Annotated in this window: 31 protein-coding genes; 24 read left to right on the top strand and 7 right to left on the bottom strand. The window is 54.8% G+C overall.

Going from position 1 to position 22579, the window contains the following annotated elements:
- The 6 genes from DWY76_RS14395 to DWY76_RS09430 all read right to left on the bottom strand — a co-directional run.
- A partial coding sequence (locus DWY76_RS14395) for a VapE domain-containing protein (RefSeq protein ID WP_243112003.1) occupies positions 1–863 on the bottom strand: 863 nt, incomplete at its 3' end.
- Between the two features lie 132 nt (positions 864–995).
- On the bottom strand, positions 996–1220 hold the full coding sequence (locus DWY76_RS09450; protein WP_117948960.1) for a DUF6462 family protein: 225 nt from the start codon (positions 1218–1220) through the stop codon (positions 996–998).
- Positions 1221–1513: 293 nt separating this feature from the next.
- Complete coding sequence (lysS, locus tag DWY76_RS09445) at positions 1514–3025, bottom strand: lysine--tRNA ligase (RefSeq protein ID WP_120081156.1); 1512 nt, start codon at positions 3023–3025, stop codon at positions 1514–1516.
- A gap of 25 nt (positions 3026–3050) precedes the next feature.
- Positions 3051–3536 (bottom strand): transcription elongation factor GreA, encoded by a 486-nt coding sequence (greA, locus tag DWY76_RS09440; protein WP_005945007.1) that lies wholly within the window; start codon positions 3534–3536, stop codon positions 3051–3053.
- A 207-nt stretch (positions 3537–3743) separates the two neighbouring features.
- Positions 3744–5240: a leucine-rich repeat domain-containing protein gene (locus DWY76_RS09435; protein ID WP_049935372.1), complete on the bottom strand. Its 1497-nt coding sequence runs from the start codon at positions 5238–5240 to the stop codon at positions 3744–3746.
- A gap of 247 nt (positions 5241–5487) precedes the next feature.
- The gene (locus DWY76_RS09430) at positions 5488–7572 is read right to left on the bottom strand and encodes an elongation factor G (RefSeq protein ID WP_120081154.1); all 2085 of its coding nucleotides are present in this window, start codon (positions 7570–7572) and stop codon (positions 5488–5490) included.
- Positions 7573–7815: 243 nt separating this feature from the next.
- On the opposite strand from DWY76_RS09430, the gene DWY76_RS09425 reads away from it, so the two are divergent.
- Together DWY76_RS09425 and argF are read left to right on the top strand one after the other, a co-directional pair.
- Positions 7816–8295, top strand: coding sequence for a dCMP deaminase family protein (locus DWY76_RS09425; protein WP_005944992.1), 480 nt, complete (start codon positions 7816–7818; stop codon positions 8293–8295).
- Between the two features lie 391 nt (positions 8296–8686).
- On the top strand, positions 8687–9685 hold the full coding sequence (gene argF, locus DWY76_RS09420; RefSeq protein WP_097777271.1) for an ornithine carbamoyltransferase: 999 nt from the start codon (positions 8687–8689) through the stop codon (positions 9683–9685).
- 56 nt (positions 9686–9741) lie between these two features.
- Here argF and DWY76_RS09415 read toward each other — a convergent pair whose 3' ends face one another.
- The gene (locus DWY76_RS09415) at positions 9742–10302 is read right to left on the bottom strand and encodes a biotin transporter BioY (protein WP_120081152.1); all 561 of its coding nucleotides are present in this window, start codon (positions 10300–10302) and stop codon (positions 9742–9744) included.
- Between the two features lie 333 nt (positions 10303–10635).
- Between DWY76_RS09415 and DWY76_RS14060 the strand changes: the two genes are divergently transcribed.
- The 22 genes from DWY76_RS14060 to DWY76_RS14045 all read left to right on the top strand — a co-directional run bounded on the left by DWY76_RS14060 (position 10636) and on the right by DWY76_RS14045 (position 22512).
- A complete protein-coding gene (locus DWY76_RS14060; protein WP_005944979.1) occupies positions 10636–10773 on the top strand; it encodes a hypothetical protein in 138 nt (45 codons plus the stop codon).
- A gap of 125 nt (positions 10774–10898) precedes the next feature.
- On the top strand, positions 10899–11474 hold the full coding sequence (locus DWY76_RS09410) for a hypothetical protein (protein ID WP_243112001.1): 576 nt from the start codon (positions 10899–10901) through the stop codon (positions 11472–11474).
- Positions 11475–11596: 122 nt separating this feature from the next.
- Positions 11597–12088, top strand: coding sequence for a sigma-70 family RNA polymerase sigma factor (locus tag DWY76_RS09405; RefSeq protein WP_044954130.1), 492 nt, complete (start codon positions 11597–11599; stop codon positions 12086–12088).
- A complete protein-coding gene (locus DWY76_RS09400; protein WP_120081150.1) occupies positions 12075–13214 on the top strand; it encodes a DUF4349 domain-containing protein in 1140 nt (379 codons plus the stop codon). Before DWY76_RS09405 ends, DWY76_RS09400 begins: the two co-directional genes overlap by 14 nt.
- Positions 13215–13318: 104 nt before the next feature.
- Positions 13319–13567 (top strand): helix-turn-helix domain-containing protein, encoded by a 249-nt coding sequence (locus DWY76_RS09395; protein WP_112148765.1) that lies wholly within the window; start codon positions 13319–13321, stop codon positions 13565–13567.
- A 3-nt stretch (positions 13568–13570) separates the two neighbouring features.
- The gene (locus DWY76_RS09390; RefSeq protein ID WP_120081148.1) at positions 13571–14284 is read left to right on the top strand and encodes a DNA methyltransferase; all 714 of its coding nucleotides are present in this window, start codon (positions 13571–13573) and stop codon (positions 14282–14284) included.
- The gene (locus DWY76_RS09385) at positions 14281–14556 is read left to right on the top strand and encodes a hypothetical protein (RefSeq protein WP_120081146.1); all 276 of its coding nucleotides are present in this window, start codon (positions 14281–14283) and stop codon (positions 14554–14556) included. The genes DWY76_RS09390 and DWY76_RS09385 overlap by 4 nt, the downstream gene beginning before the upstream one ends.
- Before the next feature lie 16 nt (positions 14557–14572).
- Complete coding sequence (locus DWY76_RS09380) at positions 14573–15127, top strand: HD domain-containing protein (RefSeq protein WP_120081144.1); 555 nt, start codon at positions 14573–14575, stop codon at positions 15125–15127.
- On the top strand, positions 15124–15633 hold the full coding sequence (locus DWY76_RS09375; protein ID WP_120081142.1) for a hypothetical protein: 510 nt from the start codon (positions 15124–15126) through the stop codon (positions 15631–15633). Before DWY76_RS09380 ends, DWY76_RS09375 begins: the two co-directional genes overlap by 4 nt.
- 418 nt (positions 15634–16051) lie before the next feature.
- Positions 16052–16591: a DNA cytosine methyltransferase gene (locus DWY76_RS09370; RefSeq protein ID WP_347562243.1), complete on the top strand. Its 540-nt coding sequence runs from the start codon at positions 16052–16054 to the stop codon at positions 16589–16591.
- Entirely contained in the window at positions 16558–16935 is a 378-nt protein-coding gene (locus DWY76_RS14055) for a hypothetical protein (RefSeq protein ID WP_165852599.1), read from the top strand. Before DWY76_RS09370 ends, DWY76_RS14055 begins: the two co-directional genes overlap by 34 nt.
- 32 nt (positions 16936–16967) lie before the next feature.
- Complete coding sequence (locus DWY76_RS14545; protein WP_347562246.1) at positions 16968–17939, top strand: DNA cytosine methyltransferase; 972 nt, start codon at positions 16968–16970, stop codon at positions 17937–17939.
- A complete protein-coding gene (locus DWY76_RS09355; protein WP_120081140.1) occupies positions 17929–18465 on the top strand; it encodes a 3D domain-containing protein in 537 nt (178 codons plus the stop codon). The genes DWY76_RS14545 and DWY76_RS09355 overlap by 11 nt, the downstream gene beginning before the upstream one ends.
- Positions 18462–18818 (top strand): hypothetical protein, encoded by a 357-nt coding sequence (locus tag DWY76_RS13860; RefSeq protein WP_133300810.1) that lies wholly within the window; start codon positions 18462–18464, stop codon positions 18816–18818. Before DWY76_RS09355 ends, DWY76_RS13860 begins: the two co-directional genes overlap by 4 nt.
- Positions 18819–19145: 327 nt before the next feature.
- Positions 19146–19334 (top strand): hypothetical protein, encoded by a 189-nt coding sequence (locus tag DWY76_RS09350; protein ID WP_112148771.1) that lies wholly within the window; start codon positions 19146–19148, stop codon positions 19332–19334.
- Positions 19331–19960, top strand: coding sequence for a hypothetical protein (locus DWY76_RS09345; protein WP_120081138.1), 630 nt, complete (start codon positions 19331–19333; stop codon positions 19958–19960). The genes DWY76_RS09350 and DWY76_RS09345 overlap by 4 nt, the downstream gene beginning before the upstream one ends.
- Complete coding sequence (locus tag DWY76_RS09340; RefSeq protein ID WP_120081136.1) at positions 19953–20222, top strand: hypothetical protein; 270 nt, start codon at positions 19953–19955, stop codon at positions 20220–20222. The genes DWY76_RS09345 and DWY76_RS09340 overlap by 8 nt, the downstream gene beginning before the upstream one ends.
- Positions 20223–20224: 2 nt before the next feature.
- Complete coding sequence (locus DWY76_RS09335; RefSeq protein ID WP_120081134.1) at positions 20225–20872, top strand: DUF6273 domain-containing protein; 648 nt, start codon at positions 20225–20227, stop codon at positions 20870–20872.
- 2 nt (positions 20873–20874) lie between these two features.
- On the top strand, positions 20875–21219 hold the full coding sequence (locus DWY76_RS09330; RefSeq protein WP_120081132.1) for a hypothetical protein: 345 nt from the start codon (positions 20875–20877) through the stop codon (positions 21217–21219).
- Positions 21203–21682: a hypothetical protein gene (locus DWY76_RS09325; protein ID WP_120081130.1), complete on the top strand. Its 480-nt coding sequence runs from the start codon at positions 21203–21205 to the stop codon at positions 21680–21682. Before DWY76_RS09330 ends, DWY76_RS09325 begins: the two co-directional genes overlap by 17 nt.
- Positions 21679–21855: a hypothetical protein gene (locus DWY76_RS14050; protein ID WP_165852611.1), complete on the top strand. Its 177-nt coding sequence runs from the start codon at positions 21679–21681 to the stop codon at positions 21853–21855. The genes DWY76_RS09325 and DWY76_RS14050 overlap by 4 nt, the downstream gene beginning before the upstream one ends.
- A 483-nt stretch (positions 21856–22338) precedes the next feature.
- A complete protein-coding gene (locus DWY76_RS14045) occupies positions 22339–22512 on the top strand; it encodes a hypothetical protein (protein WP_165852610.1) in 174 nt (57 codons plus the stop codon).
- The last annotated feature ends 67 nt before the right edge of the window (positions 22513–22579 follow it).

The raw sequence follows: 22579 nt of genomic DNA, 5'->3' as shown, positions 1-22579 counted from the left end.
AAGTCAAGGGCATTGGAAGTGCCGCCAAACACGCACTGACGGGGGCGGTCTGCTGGGTGGGTTTCATAGGGTATCTTGTAAACCTCTTTCTGTCGGCTTAAAAATGACTTGATTTCCTCAATGCTCTTGGCGTTTGCGGTTGCCATCATTTCCGACATTTCGATAATCCAGTGACCTTGCAGCTTACGGTACACATTGTCATCGTCCAGCTTCCGCAAATCATCGGAGAACCACTCGTCCCGGACTGCCAGCAGACGGAAGAAGGTGGACTTTCCAGCCCCCTGACCGCCTACCAGACAAAGCATGATTTCAAACTTGCACCCCGGCTGAAAGGCTCGTGAGATTGCACCCAGCAGGAACAGCTTCAACGCTTCATAGGTGTAATCGTCTGCGTCAGCCCCCAGAAAGTGCCGCAGACAGAAACGGATTCGTTCTGTCCCGTCCCACACAAGGGCACTTAGGTAGTCCCGGATGGGATGGTACTTGTTTTCATTCCGTACTTGCGCTTTTGGCAGTCCAGATGAGAAGTTCTTGACGTAGATCAAGCTGGGTCTGCCCAGCCCACGCCGTTTGCGCTCGATCAGGTCGGTCTGTTCCAGTTCCCGGAACAGCTTAACCGCCTTGTGTTCGGCACAGCAAAGGGATTCCTGCACCTCCCGGACAGTGTAGATGATATACACGCGCCCTTGTTCGTCCAGCCAGTTGTTCTTTACAGACAGGCTCATGCGGTCAAGCAGGATGCCGTACAGTGTCCGGGCATCCGTGGAGAGCTGCCGGAAACGGCTGTCCTGAAAAAGTGCTTTCGGTATGCGGAAGTAGGCGAACAGTTCACCCGACTGGCCGTAAAAGTAGTCGAGCGTCATTTGGTGTGACCTCGGATTTTCAACTGTGAGTGTGCGTCCATGTGCAAAACCTCCTTATTCGATTTTTGCAAAAGAAAAAGCGCACCTTCAATTTTGCGGAAACTGAAAGTGCGCTATGTAAAGCTAATTCAATTATTCACGAAAGGATTCCAGATATTCGTCCAGCACTTCTACGTTCACCAGTGCAATGCGTTTCAACCGGACGACAGCGTGAGCATCCTGTGCGACTTGTCGGAAAGAGTTTTTGCCCATCGAGTAGAGGACTGCCCCTTCCTCGTAGCGAACGTATTTCTTTTTCTTTCCAGCCAGCAGTTTTTCCAGTTCAGGAACTTCAACCGAGTTTCGCTTATGTGCCATGGTATTCTTCTCCTTTGTCAAGGTTATGTGGTATACTTGCATTATCAGGATATAGAAAAAGGACACTCCACTTTCGGCTTTTGCCGATGGTGAAATGTCCTCTTGACTGTTTTCTCGTTTACAGTTTTCTGCTGGATGTGGAACTGGCGAAAATCCGTCACGCTCCGTTTGGGATTTTTGCCTTCTCCGACAAGCCCCTAAGAAATCCGTCTGAACATTCAGGTTTTTGGTACATTCAGGGTCGGATTTTCAGTTCGTGCGGACTGTCGGAGACACAAGGATTACCACGTAGCTTAGTTAGATTCCGGGCGCATTGTGGGGAACAGCAGCACATCGCGGATGGAGGCGCTGTCGGTGAGCAGCATCACCAGACGGTCCACGCCGAAGCCCAGACCGCCCGTGGGGGGCAGGCCGTACTCCAGTGCGTTCACGTAGTCGTAGTCCACCTGTGCCTTGCAGTCGGGCTCGATGGCCTTGCGCTCGGCCACCTGACGCTCAAAGCGGCCCTTCTGGTCGATGGGGTCGTTCAGCTCGCTGAAGGCGTTGCCGTACTCGGTGCAGTCGATGAAATACTCAAAGCGCTCGGTGAAGGCGGGGTCGTCCGGCTTGCGCTTTGCCAGCGGGCTGATCTCCACGGGGTAATCGTAGATGAAGGTGGGCTGGATGAGCTTGTCCTCCACGAAGGCATCAAAGAACTCGGCCAGAATGGAACCCTTGGTGGGCACCTCGGGCAGCTCCACGTGGTGCTCCTTGGCGGCGGCGATGGCATCCTCGTCGGACTTCCAGTCGTTGAAGTCCACGCCGGAATACTTCTTCACGGCTTCCACCATGGTCAGGCGCTCCCAGTGGCCCATGTCGATCTGCTTGCCCTGATAGGGGATGACCATGCTGCCGCAGATCTTCTGGGCAAGGCGCTTGTACAGCTCCTCCACCAGATCCATCATGCCGTGGAAGTCGGTGAAGGCCTGATACAGCTCGATGCTGGTGAACTCCGGGTTGTGCTTGGGGTCCATGCCCTCGTTGCGGAAGATGCGGCCCACCTCGTACACGCGGTCCATGCCGCCCACGATCAGGCGCTTGAGGTACAGCTCGGTCTCGATGCGCAGCACCATGTCCATGTTCAGGCTGTTGTGATGGGTGTAGAAGGGGCGTGCGGATGCGCCAATCTCGAAGGGGGTCAGGATGGGGGTGTCCACCTCCAAAAAGCCCTTCTCGTCCAGATAGGCGCGGATCTCCTTCAGGATCTGGCTGCGCTTCACGAAGGTGTCCTTCACCTCGGGGTTTGCAATCAGGTCCACGTAGCGCTGACGGTAACGCATCTCGGTGTCGGTCAGGCCGTGGAACTTCTCAGGCAGGGGGCGCAGGCTCTTGGCCAGCAGGGTCAGCTCGGTGGCGCGCACGCTCAGTTCGCCGGTCTTGGTGCGGAACACCTCGCCCTTCACGCCGATGATATCGCCCACGTCCAGCTTCTTGAAGGCGGCATAAGGCTCTTCGCCCAGCTCATCGCGGCGGACGTACAGCTGAATGTCGCCCTTATCGTCCCGCAGGTGGGCAAAGCTTGCCTTGCCCATTACGCGCTTGGACATCATACGGCCAGCCAGCGCCACGGTCTTGCCGCTGTCGGTCTCGTTGGGCAGGTCGGCAAACTCGGCCTTCAGGTCGGCAGAGTAGGCATCCTGCGGGTACTTGGTCAGGGTGAAAGGGTCGTGGCCTGCAGCCTGCAGGTCGGCCAGTTTCTGGCGGCGCACCTGCACCTGCTCGCTCTCGGACAGGCCCTGCGCCGGGTTCTTCTTTTGTTCTTCCATGGTTTCTCCTATTCGTTTGGCCTGCTCAGCCTGCAGCGTGGGTAATGTTCAGCACGGTGTACTCCACGGTGTGGCCGGTGGGCAGCAGCACTTCGGCCTTGTCGCCCACAGCCTTGCCCAGCAGAGCGTGGCCCACGGGGCTTTCGTCGCTGATCTTGCCGTTCAGGGGGTCGGCTTCGGTGCGGCCCACAATGTCGTACTCCTCGTTCTCGTCCTCGCCGGTCATGAGGATGGTGACGTGGGTGCCCACAGAGACATTGTCCACGCTCAGCTCGCTCTCATCAATGATGACGGCGTTCTTGATCATCTGCTCCAGTTCGGTGATGCGGTTCTCCACCAGACCCTGCGTATTCTTGGCCTCGTCGTACTCGCTGTTCTCGGAAAGGTCGCCGTGGCTGCGTGCTTCCTTGATCTCTTCGGCCAGCTCCTTGCGGCGCACCGTTTTGAGGTATTCCAGTTCCTCCTGCATTGCCTTCAGACCGGCAGCGGACATCTTGATCTCTTGTGCCATTTGAGAATCTCTCCTTGTCTCTATTTGTGCTGTGCAGCCGCAAAGCCGCACAAGAATGCCATTTTGACTACATTATTATAATAGCAGGCGGCTGCTTTGTCAACAAAAAAGGCGGCGGTAGGGCAGAAAAATGTGTCGGCTGGAGCAAATAACGGAACAGCCCGCTCTTCAAAAAAGGAGAACGGGCTGTTTTGATTCCATTGGGTGTTACTTGGTAGACGGTTTCATCTGCTGTGCCTTTTTCCACGCGCGAATGGCTTTTACGGTGGAGACCGGCACATGGGGGTCGAATTTGTCCGGATGCTCACTGCTGCGCAGCGTCATCAGCTCGTTTTCAATTGCCCACTGTGCAGCCTGCTGCGCATCGGTGTCGTCGGTGTCGATATCGGTATAAGCGGCTTCGGCAGCAGGAGCAGGCTGTCCGGCATCCTTCCAGAGCACTTCGGCCAGTTCGATGCGAGTTTCCGGGATGGCGGTACCCTTGGGCAGATGATGGATCAGCCACAGCTCGGTGCCCAGCTGATGCAGCCCGCCCACCAGCAGTGCACCGCCAATGATCGTTACCGCAGTGCTGATGGCAGGGTCAACAGGGGCGTCGTCGATCGTGGGGGCGCTGGGAATATCCATTGTTGAAGCTGTGACTGCTACGCGATTCTTAGGCATAGTAAAGGTGAAGCTTTCTTTATTTTTGTAGTATTCTGAATTGCTTAAACCATCAATCTCCCAACTACCAAAAGAGAGACCACTGTCAGCGAAAGACTGCTGATCAAAAGTGATTTCAACTGTAGCACCGACGGGCACAATAGCTGTATCGCCAACTACAGGATCGCCATCTACTGTGAAAATGCCGCCGCTGACGACCAAAGGCTGTACCCAGTAATTCACGGTGAAGCCGTCCGCTTGAATTTTTTCCAAAACTGTGTTATCTACGCTGCCGCTTTTTAGTAGAGCGTTCCAAGAGTATTTGGTACCGTCATAATTGATAGTGTTGAACTTTGCGCAATCAATAAAAGCATCTTTTTTGATTTCAGTAACATCATCCGAGATGTTTAATGTGGTGAGTTTTCCGCATTTATAAAAAGCATTTTCGCCGATGGAAGCGAATCCATTGGGAAGGGTAAAAGACTCCAGACTTATACAGTTGGCAAAGGTTGCATCAGGAAGCGCGCTTAGCTGCGAATTCTTTTCAAAGGTAACTTCTTTTAGTCCGGTACAGCGGTTGAACACATGTGAACCCATAGTAGTTACACTGCTTGGAATGGTGATTTCTGTTAAACTATAACAGTTCTGAAAAGCTTGATACCCGATTTTAGTAAGCCCATCGGGAAGATTGATGTCTTCGAGTTTGAGGCAAGAAAAGAAAGCGAAATCACCGATTTCCTTCAAACTATCGGGAAGTGTAATGGATGTGATTTCGCCGTTAGAGCTTGTGTTGCGAAAAGCTTTATCCGCAATGGCTGTTACAGTGTAGGATTTTCCATTCAAGGAATTTGTTGCTTTTTCTGGAATAGTTACTTGGGTCAATAAGGTGTTTGCTTCGGGTCCTTTGACTTTGGCGGTTGTGTCACTTGTTATCTCGTATGTAAGACCGTTAAAGTTAAATGTATCGCCCGTCTCCGCCGCAAATGCAGAGACTGCCCCGACAGGCAGAAATGTCAGTGCCATGCTGAATGCCAGCAGCAGGCTGATAAGTCGCGTTTTCATATAAATTCCTCCTTGATACGACTTTTGCGGGTGGATCTTGTCTGCGCGGATCGTGGACAAAAAAGATTCACCAATCTTTATTCTACCCCCCCCAACAGAAATCAAGGATTTTAGACAAGATTGGAAGGATGCCTAAAAATGGCAGAGATTTTTAGAGGATCTGAGAAAAATAACAACAAAAATCCCCGCCGACAGAGGGAAAAAGGTGTCGGCGGGGATCGGGGAAATGTCCTATTCAGTTAGAGAATCAATCGTCTGCGCTCTCGTCCAGATTGCCCAGCTTCTTGGCCTGCTCCACAACGGCAGGCACCAGCATCTCGGGCAGAACCTCGTAGCGGGCAAACTCGGTGGTGAACCAGCCGCGGCCCTGCGTGGTCTGCCGGATGAAGGTGGTAAAGTTTGCAAGCTCTGCCAGCGGCACTTCAGCGATGATGGTCTGCAGGCCGTCCTCGTCCGGCTCCATGCCCAGCACGCGGCCGCGGCGCTTGGTCACATCGCCCATGATATCGCCGGTGTTGTCGTTCGGCACATGAGCCTTCAGGGTGTGGATTGGTTCCAGAATGACCGGGCCGGCCTCCGGCATAGCGGCCTTGTAAGCCAGCTTTGCGGCCATAATAAAGGCCATCTCGGAGCTGTCCACCGGGTGGTAGCTGCCGTCCAGCAGGGTGGCTTTCAGGCCCACTACGGGGTAGCCTGCCAGCACGCCCTTTTCGGCGGCAAGGCGCACGCCCTTTTCAACAGCCGGGAAGAAGTTCTTGGGCACGCTGCCGCCGAACACCTTCTCCTCAAACACGACCTGCTCGCTGTCGCAGGGCTCGAAGTTGATGATAACGTCACCGAACTGGCCGTGACCGCCGGTCTGCTTCTTATGACGGCCCTGCTTCTGGCAGGCCTTGCGGATGGACTCGCGGTAGGCGATGCGGGGTGCTTCCAGCCCGATCTCCACGCCGAACTTGTTCTTGAGCTTGGCCTTCACCACGTCCAGATGCTGCTCGCCCAGACCGCCGATCACCTGCTGATGAGTCTCGGCGTTGTTCTCGTAGCTCAGGGTGGGGTCTTCTTCCATCAGGCGGGCCAGCGCGCTGCTGATCTTGCCCTCGTCGCCCTTCTTGGCCACAGTGACGGCCATGAACAGGCTGGGCTTGGGGAACACGGGGGCGGGCAGCTTGACCACGCGCTCAGCGTCGCACAGGGTGTCGCCGGTCTTGGCGCTCACCAGCTTTGCCACTGCGCCGATGTCACCGGCAATGATGCCGTCGGAGTCCACCTGCTTTTTGCCAATGACGGTGAGGGGCTTGGAGATCTTCTCCACATCGCCGGTGCGGGCGTTGGTGAGGGGTTCGCCTGCAGTCACCTTGCCGCTGACCACGCGCAGGTAGCTCAGCTTGCCCACGAACGGGTCGGCCACGGTCTTGAACACGTAGGCGGCGGTAGGCTCGTCCACGGTGCAGTGCAGTTCCACCGGCTCGCCGGCGGCATCCTCGGCCAGCGTGCTGGCTTCGTGCTCCGGGCTGGGCAGCAGCTTGTGCATGTTGAACAGCAGCATATCCAGTGCCTGCTGGTTCACGGCGCTGCCGCAGAACACGGGGGTGATCAGGCCGTCCTTGACGCCCTTGCGCATGCCTTCCACGATCTCCTCGGTGGTGAAGGCTTCGCCGCCGAAGAACTTTTCCATCAGCTCATCGTCGGTCTCGGCAATGGCTTCGCTCATGGCCTCGATCAGGCCCTGAAAACGGTGGCCGATGTCCGGCAGATCCACCTGGATCTGCTTGCCGCCCTCGTACTTGAAGGCCTTCTGGCTGAACAGGTTGATGTACACGGGGGTGCCGTCGTCCAACTTGGCGGGCACCACGCAGGGGCAGACGGTGGAGCCGAACTTGATCTTCATATCCTCAAGGATCTTGAAGTAGTTGGCATTCTCCAGATCGCACTTGGAGACGAACACCATGGTAGCCTTGCCATTCTTGCGGGCCAGCTGGAACGCCTTTTCCGCACCCACAGTCACGCCGCTGCGGCCGGACACCACCACCAGTACGCTCTCGGCTGCGCGGATGCCCTCATACTCACCGGCCTCGAAGTCGAACAGGCCCGGCGCATCGATCAGGTTGTACTTGATGCCCTCGTACTCCACGGGGACGACCGATGCAGACAGGCTGGCCTTGCGCTTTGCTTCCTCGGGGTCAAAGTCCGAAACAGTAGTGCCGTCCTCGACCCGGCCCATACGCTCGGCAGCGCCCGAAAAATAGACCAGCGCCTCGGTGAGCGTGGTCTTGCCGCTGCCGGCATGACCGGCAATCAGGATATTGCGGATGTTGTTGCTTGCGTATTTCATATCGGTTTTTCCCTCATTTCCGCCGCACGGAGCATTCTCTCCGCTTTTGTGGCATATTTTACAAAGATAATACCACACTCAAAATGATTTTTAAATATTTCGTTTGAAAATTCTGACGAATCAAGCGCCAAACTTCGGGGCAAGGTTTTGTGCAAGTTGCACGGCAGTGCCAAAGTTTATTGTAAAATCCACAGCGATACGCTATAATAAAAGGCAGAATAAAGGCACAAGGAGCATACCAAAATGAAACGCACGGATTACATCAACTGGGATGAATATTTCATGGGCATTGCGCTGCTCACGGCCATGCGCTCCAAGGACCCCAACAGTCAGGTGGGCGCGTGCATCGTCAGCTCGGAAAACAAAATTCTGTCCTTGGGCTACAACGGTATGCCCATTGGCTGCAGCGACGACGAGATGCCCTGGGAGCGGGAGGGCGCACCGCTGGACACCAAGTATATGTACGTGTGCCACGCCGAGCTGAACGCCATCCTCAACAGCGCCCACAATAACCTGAAAGGTGCGCGGGTGTACGTGACGCTGTTCCCCTGCAACGAGTGTACCAAGGCCATCATCCAGTCGGGCATTGCCGAGGTGGTGTACTACGGCGACAAGTACCACGACAGCGATTCCAGCGTGGCGGCGCGGTTCATGTTCAAAAAGGCCGGCGTGAAGCTGACTGCCTATCAGTCCACCGGACGGAAGGCAGAGCTGGAGCTGTGAACTTTTTTCATAGCATCTTGACTTTTGTGTGGGATTGCATATACTAAGGGTAGGAAGTTGGTTAGAACATTCCATTGTATCCACGCACAAAAAAGAGCCCTCTCAGAGTTGCAGCTCCGAGAGGGTTCTTTTTGTGCTTACTTGCCCTTGCGGTGACTCTCAAGCCACTTGCACAGGAAGTGTGCAGCTACCTGTGCTGCGACAGCCACCAGAAAATTGGTTAGAATGGTGTCCATGATATCCACCCCCTTCTGTTGCCAGAATGGAGAAGGGCAGCACAGCCAGTATAGCATATCCGACAGGGTATTGCAATTTTTACAGGATATCATTATAATAGAACTATATCTCGAATAAATATTCAACAATGCTTGCATAGAGAGGGAAATATACAATGAGTCTGAAGAACCGCAGCTTTTTAAAGCTATTGGACTACACCCCTGCCGAGATCGAAGAACTGCTGGACCTTGCCGCAGACCTGAAGGCAAAAAAGAAGGCCGGCATCCGCCACAATGACCAGCTGGCAGGCAAGAACATCGCCCTGATCTTTGAAAAGACCTCCACCCGCACCCGTTGCAGCTTCGAGGTCGCTGCTCACGATCTGGGCATGGAAGTGACCTACCTTGACCCGTCCGGCAGCCAGATCGGCAAGAAGGAGTCCATCGCCGACACTGCCCGTGTGCTGGGCCGCATGTTCGACGGCATCGAGTACCGCGGCTATGGCCAGCAGATCGTGGAAGACCTTGCCCACTACGCCGGTGTGCCGGTGTGGAACGGCCTGACCAACGAGTTCCATCCCACCCAGATCCTGGCCGACTTCCTCACCATCCGGGAGCACTTTGGTCACCTGAAGGGCATCAACTTCGTTTACTTCGGCGATGCCCGCTACAACATGGGCAACAGCCTGATGGTGGGCTGCGCCAAGATGGGCCTGAACTTCACCGCCTGTGCACCCAAGAAGTACCAGCCGGACGCTGCCCTCGTGGCCGAGTGCCAGAAGATCGCTGCCGAGACCGGTGCCACCCTCACCTTTGAGGAGGACCCCGCCAAGGCCGCCAAGGGTGCCGACGTGCTGTACACCGATGTGTGGGTGTCCATGGGTGAGCCGGTGGAGGTGTGGGCTGAGCGCATCAATGACCTTGCCGCCTACCAGATCAACCAGCAGCTGATGGACATTGCAGGCCCGCACGCTGTGTTCATGCACTGCCTGCCCGCCTTCCACGACCACAAGACCACCGTGGGCAAGGAGATGGGCGAGCGCTTTGGCCGCGATGCCATGGAAGTGACCGATGAAGTGTTTGAAGGCCCCCAGAGCATCGTGTTCGACGAAGCCGAGAACCGGATGCACACCATCAAGGCCGTGATGGCTGCGACCCTTGGCTATGTAAAATAACGGATCACAAACAAAAAAGGGAGGCTGCGTTTGCAGTCTCCCTTTTGCTTTGCCTGTTAGGCTTCCTTCAGCTTCAGCACGCCAGCCTGTACCAGACGCTTGCGCAGCAGTGCACCCACGATGCAGCTCACCACGATCTTGGCGAGGTCCAGCGCAATGAACGGGTACACGCACACCGAAAGCGCATAGCCCAGATCGCACTGCATCTGGAACACGAACCATGCGGTGCCCAGCACGTAGCAGGCGGCATCGCCCAGCACAAGGCCGATGCCGGAGATCACCGGCTGGCCCTTGCTCTTTTCGATGAACAGACCGCCGATGAAGGCCAGCAGCAGGTAGCCCACCAGATAGCCGCCGGTGGGGCCTGCCAGCTTGGCAATGCCCGCGCCGTAGCCGGAGAACACCGGCACGCCCACAAGGCCGATGAGCAGGTACACCGCCACGCTCAGGGTGCCGAACTTGGGCCCCAGCAGCCATACGGTCAGGCAGATGACAAAGTTTGACAGCGAAATGGGAATGGCCCCGATGGGCACGCTCAGCGGGCCAAGCACGCACAGCGCGGCGGCCATCAGCGCAGTAACAGCCATCTGATAGGTGGTCAGTTTTTTGTTTTTCATAGAATAAAATTCCCCTCTGTTAAAAATTTACAAGGCATCTGTACCCGAGTATAGCGCAGCGGGAGACAGATGGTCAACAATAAAGTTTCGAGGGGGTTTACAATAAAAACTCCCGGCACACTGACCGGGGGACAAAACACATTGTGTCGAGTCGGGAAATGTGATATACTGTCAATAAGGCGCTGATTGCAAAGTTGGTGGTCATGCTTTCTGTCCCGTTATCGCTGATTCTTCTTATCTAGTTTTCTACTTAGGATGAAGCAGAGGTTCCGGGAGGAAACTTTTTTGCAAGTGCCCTGCCCGGAGCCTTGAAGGCGAAGGGAGGGATGTCGGATGACTCTTTTGGAGACTCTCGCATTGCTCACGTTCATTCTCACACTGTTGAGCCTGATCGTGGATGTGATCCGCCTGACCATTGAGGTCGTGGCAAAGTTTTCCCAGAAGAAAGACGATGATAACAAAAAAGATTGACCGCCCTGCTTCCAAACTGTGCGGTCAATCTTTTTGACAAACGGGATGGAAAGCTGACCCTTGCAGTCAGCGCCCCTTCTGTATTTATTATACCGCATCAGCGTTATTTGTCAAGGAGGTTCCCCATGGGTGGAGGACATGTATCGCGCCCCGATTTCGGGATGCCGCAGCCGGACCCGGCCTACCCACTGACCGAGTTCTACCTGCTTTTGCAGCACGCACTGGACAAAGCGGGCCGCTTTGCGCTGCCTGCGCTGTATGCCCGCGTGCAGGCACCGGCCCGGCACATCTATCTGGACGAGGCGCGGGAATATTTGAGCCTTTCGCCTACCGGGCGGGAGGGGGATATCCGCCTGCTGGCCGAGGGCAGTCTGCAGCTGCTGTACAGCACCCTGCACGTCCAGCCGGACGGCACGCCTGCAGCCCTGCTGCTCACCGAGGAGTGCACCCGCGCCACGGTGGCGGTGCAGCTGCTGCCGCCCTTTGTGTGGGAGGACCCGCTGCCGCCGCTGCCGGACACCCCTGCGGCGCTGACGCTGCAGCTGACCATGCAGGATGTGATGCAGGCCGATACCGACCCGGAAGCGCTGGGCAGAAAGCTGGCTGGCACAGCGGCGAACAAGCGCTGGCTGCACCATCCGAAGGCCGAGACCTTCCTTGCAGAACGGGTGGCCCTGCTGCAGAGAGTATATAAAAGGTGATTTTCATAAATTTTTCCTGCAATGCAATCTTCGGGGGCGTTCAGCCGTGTATAGGGTGAATGTCCCCCGTGGAACACGAATTCCACCAGCCCTGTACAGGCGGTAAAGGAGAGCTTGAAACTATGGGACAGCTGACCAGAAACGAAGTATTTACGCTGGCAGTGCAGAAATACAGCGATGCTGTTTACCGCGCTGCCATACACAACAGCCGATGCACAGCCGATGCCGAGGACGTGGTGCAGGATGTCTACGAGAAGCTCCTGCATTATAATGGTACGTTTGAGAGTGAGGAGCACCTCAAGGCGTGGCTGCTGCGGGTGGCCATCAACCGCTGCCGGGACCTGACCCGCGCAGCCCATCAGAAGGACACCGAGCTGGACGAGAACCTGCCCGCGCCCGATGCGTTTGAGGACGGCAGTGTGCTGGACGCAGTGCGCGCCCTGCCGGAAAACTACCGCAATGCCATCTATCTGCATTACTACGAGGGGTACACGGCGGCGGAGATCGGCCGGATGATGGGCGCACCGTCCAACACGGTGCTGAGCTGGCTGCGGCGTGCCCGGGCGCAGTTACATACGATGCTGAAGGAGGAGATCGAAGATGAGGTGGTATGAGTACAAGATGGAGACGGACGACCTCTACGCCCCGGACGATCTGAAGGCAAAGCTGCTGGCCATGACCGACCAGCTGACCGAAGAAGAAAAGGCCCAGCCCATGATGAAAACCGCCGCACCGGTACCGGCTCAGTCCGCCCCGGTGCAGCCGAAGAAGAAACTGATCCGCTTCCCCGCAAAGCGGGTGGGCGCACTGGCGGCCTGCCTTGCTGTGTGCGTGGTAGGCTATGGTGCTTTTGCCACCGGACAAATCGGCCTTGGCGCAAAGAGCAGCAGCCCGGCGGTCTATTATTCTGCGGACAGCACTGCGGCGGTGATGGCGGCAGGCGGCGCGGACCGCGCCGCTGTAGACAGCCCCATGGCAGCCGATTACAGTCTGAACACCATGGCGCTGGAAAGCGGCGCAGACAACGGCACCGCTGTTTATTCGGAGGACGACGCGGCAGCAGCGGCCCACAGCACCGACCACGCAAAGATCATCTACACCGCGAACCTCAGCCTGGAAAGCAAGGACTACGACGCAGCCCGCGCTGCGCTGGATGCTGCTCTTGCTGAAGCGGGCGGCTATCTGGAATCCAGCAGTGAATACTCGGATGCCGGTGACAGCCGCAGTGTCAGCCTGACCTACCGGGTGCCGCAGCAGAACTACGAGAACTTTCTTGCCGCCGTGGCCGAAGCAGGCAACGTGACCTACAAAAACCAGCAGGCCGACGACGTGACCGCCCAGTACATGGACGTGGAGACCCGGCTTGAGAATCTCAAGAACCAGCGAACCCGCCTGCAGCAGCTGCAGCAGCAGGCCGACAACCTCTCCGACCTGCTTGAGATCGAGTCCAGCCTGACGGATGTGCAGAGCCAGATCGAGAGCTGGCAGAGCCAGATGGACTGGTACAACGATCAGGTGGAAGAGTGCACCGTGTACGTGAGCCTGAGCGAGGTGAGCACCTACTCGCCGCCCAGCGAGGGCTTCGGCAGCCGCTTTGTCAGCGCCCTTTCCGCTGGCTGGCAGAACTTTGTGGGTGGCCTGCAGCAGGTCATCGTTGCCCTTGCCGGTGCATGGCCGGTGGTGGTGATCGCAGCCGCCGCCTGCGCAGGGTTCGTGGTTTGGAAAAAGAAGAAAAAATAAATGCTGAATTTGTAAAATAAACGCAAGAGAAAACGCAAGAGAAATCTTAGCGGATTCTCTTGCGTTATTTTTTGCGCATTTTTCAGGAAAGCGAGGGAACAGGAATGGCAAAACACATGACGCAGGATGACCGCAAGGTGCTGGAAGCCCGGTACAATGCCGGACAGAGTGTTGCCGGAATCGCCAGGGCGATGAGCTTCAACTATTCCACCATCTATAAGGAACTGAAGCGCGGTGACACTGGAAAGATGGATGCCAATGGTCGCGCAGGATATAGTGCAGAGCTTGGGCAGCAGCGATTATACAACGCAAAGCAGCGGTTCAGGTATCGGGCGGATTGCCCGGCGGAGTAAGGCATGGGAGAAGTGTTTAAGCTGAACCATTGCTATAACATGGACTGCCTGCCGGCAATGGAACTGTTCCCGGATAATTATTTTGATTTGGCGGTTGTGGATCCACCGTATTTCTCTGGCCCGGAACGCAGAGGATTTTACGGATCAAAAGTCAGCAAAATAGGCGTACATCGTGACTACCCCGTTTCTCCTGCTTGGAGTAAACCAGAACCGGAGTATTTCAGGGAGCTGCTTCGAGTGTGCCGCCGCTATATTGTATGGGGCTGTAATTATTTTGACTACCAGTTTGCTACTGGACGGATCGTGTGGGACAAGTGCAATGGAAATTCCAGCTTTTCAGATTGCGAGATTGCGGCGACAAATTTGTTTTCCTCAGTGAGAATGTTCCGGTATATGTGGTCCGGCATGATGCAGGGAAAAAGCATCACAGAAGGCGACACCATGCAGGGAAACAAGAGCTTGAACGAAAAGCGAATCCACCCAACGCAGAAGCCGGTTGCTCTTTATGACTGGATTTTCAAAAACTATGCAGAGCCAGGACAGAAGATCCTTGACACCCACCTCGGAAGCGGAAGCAGCCGCATAGCAGCATATGAGGCAGGGCTTGGCTTTATCGGATTTGAAATTGATCCGTTCTATTTCCAGTTGGAAGAAGAACGGTTTTCTGAGTACACAAGTCAAACAAGCCTGTTTCACATGGAGGGAAAGAAAAAATGATTCTTGAAAAACTTCACAGAGCAATCAACAACTTCAACAAGACATTCAACTGGCGGCGCTTCCGCCGCGATGCGCTGCACCTGGGAGAAAGCCTGCTGGTGTTCGGCGTGCTGTATGGCATTTTTTCAACCCTGATCTGGGGTGTCTGCTGGCTATTCAAAATCAATTACAACCCAGATCTCATTGCCGTTGCATGGGCAGTGCCGGTGTTGCTGGACACTTTGGTCAACAAGGCTTATGACTGGAACAATGAAGTCCGGGACTGGGATTGAAAGGTGGGAACGACCTATGGATGAAGCAACAAGAATCTCGCTGAAAGACCAGTTCAACAGCCTTTTGGTACGGGCTATTGAGGGTAGGCGCGGCGGTATGGCACTGATGCGGGTGCTGGAAGAACTGGACTTTTACAATTCCCCGGCCAGCGCGAAGCATCACCTGAATGTCCCCGGCGGTCTGGTGATGCATTCTCTCAATGTGGCAAGAGCCGCCCTGGAATTATGCGACAAGATGCCGCAGTTTGCAAAATGCAATAAGGGCGCAGTCTTGACCGCCGCGTTACTCCATGACGTTTGCAAGGCTGGGCAGTACATCAAAAAGCCGGATGGCAGTTACCGTTATGAAGATAGTCACTTGATGGGACACGGTGAAGCATCCGTCAGCATTATCAAAGACTGGATTTTCTTGACCGACACGGAAGCCCTAGCAATCAGGTGGCACATGGGAGCATATAGCGGAGAGCAGGACTGGGGAACGCTCAGCAAAGTATACGACCGCTGCCCGGAAGCTCTGTGCCTGCACATGGCTGACATGATCGCAACGCACATCATGGAGGTAGAAGAGTGAGCAGAGGCACCGCCTACTATGATCTTCCGAATGGTGAGCGAATAGAACTGCCGACAACCATGCCGGATGTTGAGGAAGTGCCGGGACCCCTATGTGATGGAAAATTTGAATTGCCAGAAGCCGTAAAAGAAATGTTCAAGTGGATGGATGAAACATTCGGAACATGGGAAAGCGACTTCAGCAGTTTCAAAATCTGGATGAAATTGCGGAAAAACTTCAATCCACCGGTGCGCTGGGAAGCGATGCAGGACAAGCGTCGAAACCCAAAGCCTTTGGGCCGAAACACCTATTTATATAAAGCAAGGAAGATCAAGAGCTTGGCAAGAAGTACACATACCAGAGTATCCCTGCACAAGGGAAAACAAAAGGGTACTGAAGAACAGTGCAAGCACACATTCAAGATAACCGCAGCCCGGTGCGCGCCTTGCAGTGGTTACAACGTGGAGTGCGAGCACTACGAGAAAAACAGTGCCGCTGATACAAAGCATGGTTCTTCTCGAACGTGAAATAAGCAGCCCTGCACCGCAGAAGCGGGGCTGCTTTTATATGGCGCATGGCGCTTTTTCTAGGCATTGAGCGTTGCAAGCAGGGTCGGACCCTGTATGTGCCGAGTTGAGTTTTCCATGGAAGCCGGTACGGTCAGGAAATCAGCCGACCGGCATAGCGGAATGGTGCTGTACAGCAGCGTCCTCCTTTCCGTTAAAGCCCGGTGCAAAACCGGGCTGCCATTTCCGCAAAAGTCGCACCCGCATGGAATCGACGGGACCGGGTGCGCCGCAGCATGAGCGTAGAAATGCCCTGTTCAATCCGCCCAGGAACAAAAGCGGTAGGCCATTGCCGTGGCCACCCCGTCCGGTGCTCTCTTTGCCGGACGGGTATGATATGCGGACGCATAGAGGATGACCCTGCTTCTGACTATCCCCCATGAGCAGGAAAGCCGGTTCGATGCCGGCCGTCCGTGCAAAAAGAAATGAGGTCAATATGATTCATCTGGGAGATATAACAAAAATCCACGGTGATGAAATCGAGCCGGTGGACTGCATCACATTTGGAAGCCCATGCCAAGACTTGTCCATTGCCGGACGAAGAGCAGGTCTTGCAGGAGAACGGTCTGGACTGTTCATGGAAGCTGTTCGGATCATAAAGGAAATGAGGTCAAGCACAAATGGATTGTGTCCAACTTTCGCTATTTGGGAGAACGTACCCGGAGCCTTTTCCAGCAACAACGGAGAAGACTTCCGGGCGGTTCTGGAAGAACTTGCCCGCATTGGACAACCAGACGCTGCCATTCCTGGACCTACGAGGGGGGGGCAGATGGAGCAAGGCCGGTGCAATCACCGGAAACGGATGGTCTTTGGCTTGGCGACAGCTGGACAGTCAATATTTCGGAGTGGCCCAGCGCAGAAAGCGTATCGCTCTTATCCTCGACCTTGGAGGTCAACGCGCCGGAGAAATATTATTTGAGCGCACGAGCCTGTCAAGGCATCCTGACCCGCGCATCCCGGCGTGGAAAGAAGTTGCCGGACTTGTTGCAAACCGCCTTGCTGGAAATGATCGAGTGGTGGGAGCCGGGGACTTCTGCACGAGTGATGGAAGCATTGGCAGCGGAGGAGCAGAAACGGATAAGGCAGGAAAAGCTGGCGGCTCTGAACGAGAGGAAAGAACACCTGGAAGAAATAGCAGTGAAGCAGCTGCGTATTCGCTTAAAATCCGCTCTGGGTGCGCCGGAGGCGGAAAGGGCGCTCTTGTGCAAACAGAAAAAGTCGGGACACTATCGACACTCCAAGACCAAACGCTCTTCCAACTGATTCGAGAACCGACATACTGCATTAGCGGGAATATGGTTGACCGGAAAACAAACCAGAACGGGTCAGGAGTAAGAGAAAACGGATCCTTTACAGTTAACACTGTTGACCGGCACGCGGTGGTATACAGCATTCAAGAAGAAAACCCGGTAGTTTTGGAAAGCAATCAGGTTCACGCAACGGTCACGCAGACGGGTATTTGCCCAACATTACCGGCGAGTATGGGCCTTGGCGGCGGGCATGTCCCAATGATTACGGACCACCCGGCAGACAAGCCTGTTGTTTTTGAAAACCATGCGCAGGACGCACGGTACAAGGAAGCCCCCACCTGTTCCCCAACGGGCTACGACAGTTGGGGAACAGGTGGGGGAAATACGCCGCTCGTGGCCGTGCCGGGGCAGGTCACAAGCTACGGCATCGGCAATGGACAGGCACACGCCTACGCCAGTAAGGAAAAATCCGGGACGCTGGACACCATGCACGATGCGCAGGCTGTGGCAATCGAATACTCCGGCTGCCTGAATCCATGGGACACCCAGGCGCGGCGGGTATATGGCGAAGATGGCACATTCCCAGCACTTCCGTCCAGAGAATCAGCGGGCGGGAACCAGCAGGCGGTACTTGCTGGGCAGAGAACAAGATGGATTGTCCGCAGGCTGACACCGACAGAATGTGAGCGGTTGCAGGGCTACCCGGATGGATGGACGGACATTGGAGAGTGGACGGACACCAAAGGGAAAAAGCACAAGGCGGCGGACAGCCCACGGTACAAGGCGCTTGGAAATTCCATCGCTCTGCCGCAATGGTTCTGGATTGCGCAAAAAATGAAGCTATACATGGGTGATGGCGCAAAGTTGGGAAGTTTGTTTGACGGAATCGGCGGTTTCCCACTGGTCTGGGAAACTACATACGGCACCGGGACTGCTCGGTGGGCATCGGAAATTGAAGAATTTCCGATTGCCGTTACAAAGAAACACTTCCCGGAAAGGAAAGAATATGAAAATTGATGTGGGGAAAATCGCTCTGGTGGCGGTCATGATTGCAGGTATACAGGTCAACGTGCTTTATCACCGGATTGATGATCTGGAATGTCAGCGGGACATTTACAAGTCCCGGTATGAGGACTGGGAAGGCGTTTCAAAGGAAGTGGCAGAATACGCCGACACACTGCGGGATTCTCTGAAAGCACGGGACCGGCTGGATGGGAAGCTGCTGGTTGAAGATGCTGGAGATTTTCTCTGTACAGCCTATTGCACCGAAAAGCGAGAGCACATCTGCGGAACAGGAACCGGGATCACAGCCAGCGGTGCCCCCGTGGAAGCTGACGTGACGGTGGCGGCAGACCCGGACGTGTTCCCGTTTGGGACTGTCCTCTATATCGAGGATGTAGGAGTGCGGATCGTTCAGGACAAAGGAGCGGGAATCCAGGGAAAACACTTGGACATAGCCGTTTCTGGAAGCCACGAAGATGCACTGAGCTGGCAAGGCTATGGAACGCACCGGGTCTGGATCATCCAGGAGGCAGCGAAGTGATGTGGGGCAAGCTCCAAACGCACAGAGACAAGAAAAATGACGCAGAAGTTTTGGCTATTGCTGCTGCGGGTGCCCCGTTGGATGTCATGGCTATGTTTTTTGAATCACACATTGAGGAGTTGCCTGACTTGTGCGTTGAAAAACTTGCAGAAGCAGTTGATAAACGCGCCAGCGATACTCCATATCGCCGGGAATCTGAAAACTGGAAAGACCTTGCAGCTTGGGCAAGAATTGAACTTAAAAGGAGAAAAAGCAATGGACGGATTTGTGAAAACACTGGGTGTTCTGATGGTTTTGGCAGCTGTGGCACTGTGGGCGGCACTGATTTTCTTTGTGCCTGCCGCACTGATTAAGTTCCTTTGGCTTTATCTGGTGGCATGATGGACAATGAAACACTGACACGGATCCTCTCGGCACGGTTTATAACGTGTAATGAACAGACCAGAAAAGGCAGTAAAGGCTGCACGAAAGAGTGCAAGCTCTATGAGCTACAAGAGCCGGGTATGACCTGCCGGGACAGCGTCCTTCTCCACGCAGAGGAAGCAAAGAAAATTTTGAAAATAAGGTCGCACAACTCCTGACACAGGCCGCCCGCTGCGGCGGCCTTTTTTGTGAGCATGGGAACAGGCCCGGCCCGGTTCAACTCCGGGATTGCCCAAAACTGAAAGGAGAACACACCGATGCAGAGGTACTACATTTTGCTGAAAGCGACCGGTGCTGGTGGGTGGCCGGGTTGGCTGCCGTACCGGCTGGATGCGGACAGCGCCGAACAGGCTGTTGAAAAAGCCAAGGAGCAGGCCGAGAATCATTACCCGGAGTACGAAAAGTTTGAAGTTCAGGCTATCGAAATTGAAAGGAGAAGCAAATGAAGCTGGCAGCAATCGCAAAGCTCATTAAGGCAGATGGGTACTGTAAACTCTACAAAGTGTTCTATGACGATTGCAGAACCTATGATTTGTACATTGGAACCAAAACGGCAATCTTCCCGCTGACCGGATTTCCGAAGGCACAAAATGAAAGTGAGTTGGCAACCCTCCTGGGCATCAGCAAAAAGGAATGGGCAGACATCGAGTTTGATAATGACTGCCCGGATGATCTCCATCACATCGAAGGGATGGATTTGGACGACACGGAAGACGGAGAAATGGACTGCGTGACCGGAAGAATCGGCATCCGGTACTGCGGGTGTGAACTGGTTCCAATGATCGAGCCTGTTTCGGGAACGGTCGGTTTTGTGGATGCGAAGCAGATCATGCCAGTAGCAGATGAAATCCGCAAGAGCGGATATTTCAAATACTGCGCCAGGAAGATGGCGAGCGGCGGACGCTACTATGTTATCAAGGACGGAATGGTGGTGCGCGGCGCGGTGCTTCCTGTAAAGCTGGAACCTCTGGCAAAGTCTGGACTGCGTGAGCTTGCCGACATGGTGAAAAAGACTAGGGATGTTGCCGATGTGGAGGACTTGAGCGAACAGGAGAACAAAAACGATGCGTAAGACTTTGGAACTGCTGGCTTTGTCCACCTGCACTGCCGCGCTGTGCGTAACACTGACTGGGTGTGAAGCAGTCAAGGGCACAGCAAGCGGTGAAAAACCGGTCAAGACGGTATATGTTTACCTGCCGGACGGCACTTTACTGGACAAAGGACGGGCGGACAAGGTAAGTTCGTTTGCACACAATGATCGTATCGTGAAAGTCACGATTGACGGGAAAACATACGAGACCAGCTGGGCCAATGTGGTTTTAGTGGAGGAATAACGATGAGCAAGATTTTGAAAAGTGTAACCTTGGGTGATGTGAAAAATGGTGGCATCTTCAGAGCGCTGGGCAAGGAGTTTGTGAAGCTGGATGCGGACGAACACGGCTGCCTCGTTCTGGCAAAGGACATTTGGACGAAAATGCCGTTCCGTGAGGGAGACGACCCGGAATGCCCCAATGATCTGCGCCGGAGCGAGATCATGTCGTATCTGGGCAACCGTTTGGCAGAGTTTACCGAGAAAGGCACGCCGCTGGATATTTTCATCCCGTTCAAGATTGATCTGCAGGATACGACCGGCCAGACTGAATATGGAACTGTCGAGTACCGGATTGGCTTGCTGACCCTGCGCGGGTACGGAAAATATTGGCGGCTGATCCCGAAGGTAGATGCGCCGTGGTGGTTGGCAACGCCTTACGGTACGCCGAATTGCTCTCCGCTCACCGTCAATTACAGCGACGTCTGGTACGTCTACACCGATGGCTCCTTCAGCAGCAGCTGGTACAACTACTCCTATGGTGTTCGCCCCGTTTTGTGCTTTTCCTCTGCACTCTTGGTCTCTGTCGAGGACGAAAGAAAGGCCGGGTTTTCGCTTTCCGATGTTCCGCTGGATGACCTGCTGGCCGAAATCAAGAGCCGGACGGAGGGCTAATCATGGATGCGGTAAAAAATGACGTGAAGCGGCTGGTCAAAATTGAGCTGGCCGCTGCAAACAAGAAGTTTCGGATGTTTGCAGGGCCGCATGAGGGCGCGGGAATCATCCAAGAAGAAGTCGTGGAAGCTGCGCAGGAGATGAACGGTCTGCGTCAGGAACTCAATGCAATGTGGATGAATGTTTACTCCAACAATCCGCAGATTTCCACGAAGGGTGTATATGACCGGGCTGTTGCTCTGGCCGTGGAAGCTATTCAGACAGCAGCGATGGCCCGGAAGTTTGAGCGCAGCCAACGCCGTCACTGGCCGGGAGCGAAGGAGCCGCACTATGGCGAAGGAGAATGACGCACCTACCGAAATCGAGACCATCACGCTGACCATGAGCCGCCCAGTGGCGGAGGCTGTGCAGACTGCCTGCGAGTGGTATCTGCGGCTGCACATGGGACAGTTTTGGGATGTAGCCGATGATCTGTGCCTTGCAAAATTCCACTCTGATCTGAAAAATGGGGCATTCAAGACCAAGAAGCAGGAAGATAACGCTTTTGAGGTTGCGATAGACCGCAGAGATTTCATGCGTATAGGAATGGAACAGGCATATAACAGATTTGTTCTCCCTGCCCCTATCTCGGATGTAATGAGAGTGCCATACCGGGCGGAAATCGTTTGGCTGGTCATCCGGCACGCGCTGGCCTGGCACGATAACCCGGAAGGTATGCCGGGCTGTGTCAGCTACTACGACCCGATGAACCGCAGCGACCAGCCGCGGCCGAAAATCGAGTTGAGAGAAAAAGGAGCCGACGAGGAATGAAATACAAAGCGGAAGTCGTGGCCTATGAATCCTACGGCGAAGTTTACTTAGGAGATTTTGAGGTCGAGGCAGACAACGAGGAAGAAGCGGACATGGCAGCCCGCTGCGCCGCCAAAAAGCAGCACCCGAACCTTGAAGATTTTGAAGTTGGAAAGTTGGAGACAGTACCATGAGACAGAACGGAGCAATGTTTATCTGCAACCGGTGAAGAAAGCAGGTGTTCGCGGAACGGTTCGACGATGGTGTGTTTGACCAGAAAGCATTGGATGGTTGGGCGCTTGAAATGAGAAACATCCATGGAATCGGAGATCTGTGCCCGAAGTGCTACAAAGTGTACCGCGAAACGATGGATCGTTTTTATGAAGGTGGCCGACATGGAGGGTAAGACAGATAACTCCCAGAAAAAGGAAGAACACGATTCTTTGAAACCTGCAAGGGATGCCATTGCAACTGCTATGCGGGCCGCCCAATTTGCGAAAGCGACCGGCACCCCACTGCCGAAACCACTTAAATGGCAGCGTGAATTCTATGACGCTACCGGTGTGTTTCCATACGGCTGGTATGAGTGCCCGGTATGCGGGTACAGGACAGATTGGGAACCGCACGCCTGTCCGATTTGCCACACACTGCTAGAACCGTGACGAAAGGAACACAGGATGATGGAACCTGAAAGAACCTGCTGCACCTGCCGCTGGCATGAGGGCTACACCTGGGTATGCTTCAACGGCAATTCACCGAACCGTGCCGACTTCACTGACCCGGAGGACACCTGCGAGTGCTGGGAAGTCAGAACGGAAGAAAACAGCATCGGTGACTACGAAGTAAACTAATCAAGCTCTAATCAAGAATTAAGCAAGCCCGTCGTTAAATTGCCGCCCTGACGAGGCGGCAAGGGGC

Origin of the sequence: Faecalibacterium sp. AF27-11BH (assembly GCF_003603005.1) — a bacterium.
Classification (GTDB): domain Bacteria; phylum Bacillota; class Clostridia; order Oscillospirales; family Ruminococcaceae; genus Faecalibacterium; species Faecalibacterium taiwanense.
This window is presented reverse-complemented; position numbering and strand designations above follow the sequence as displayed.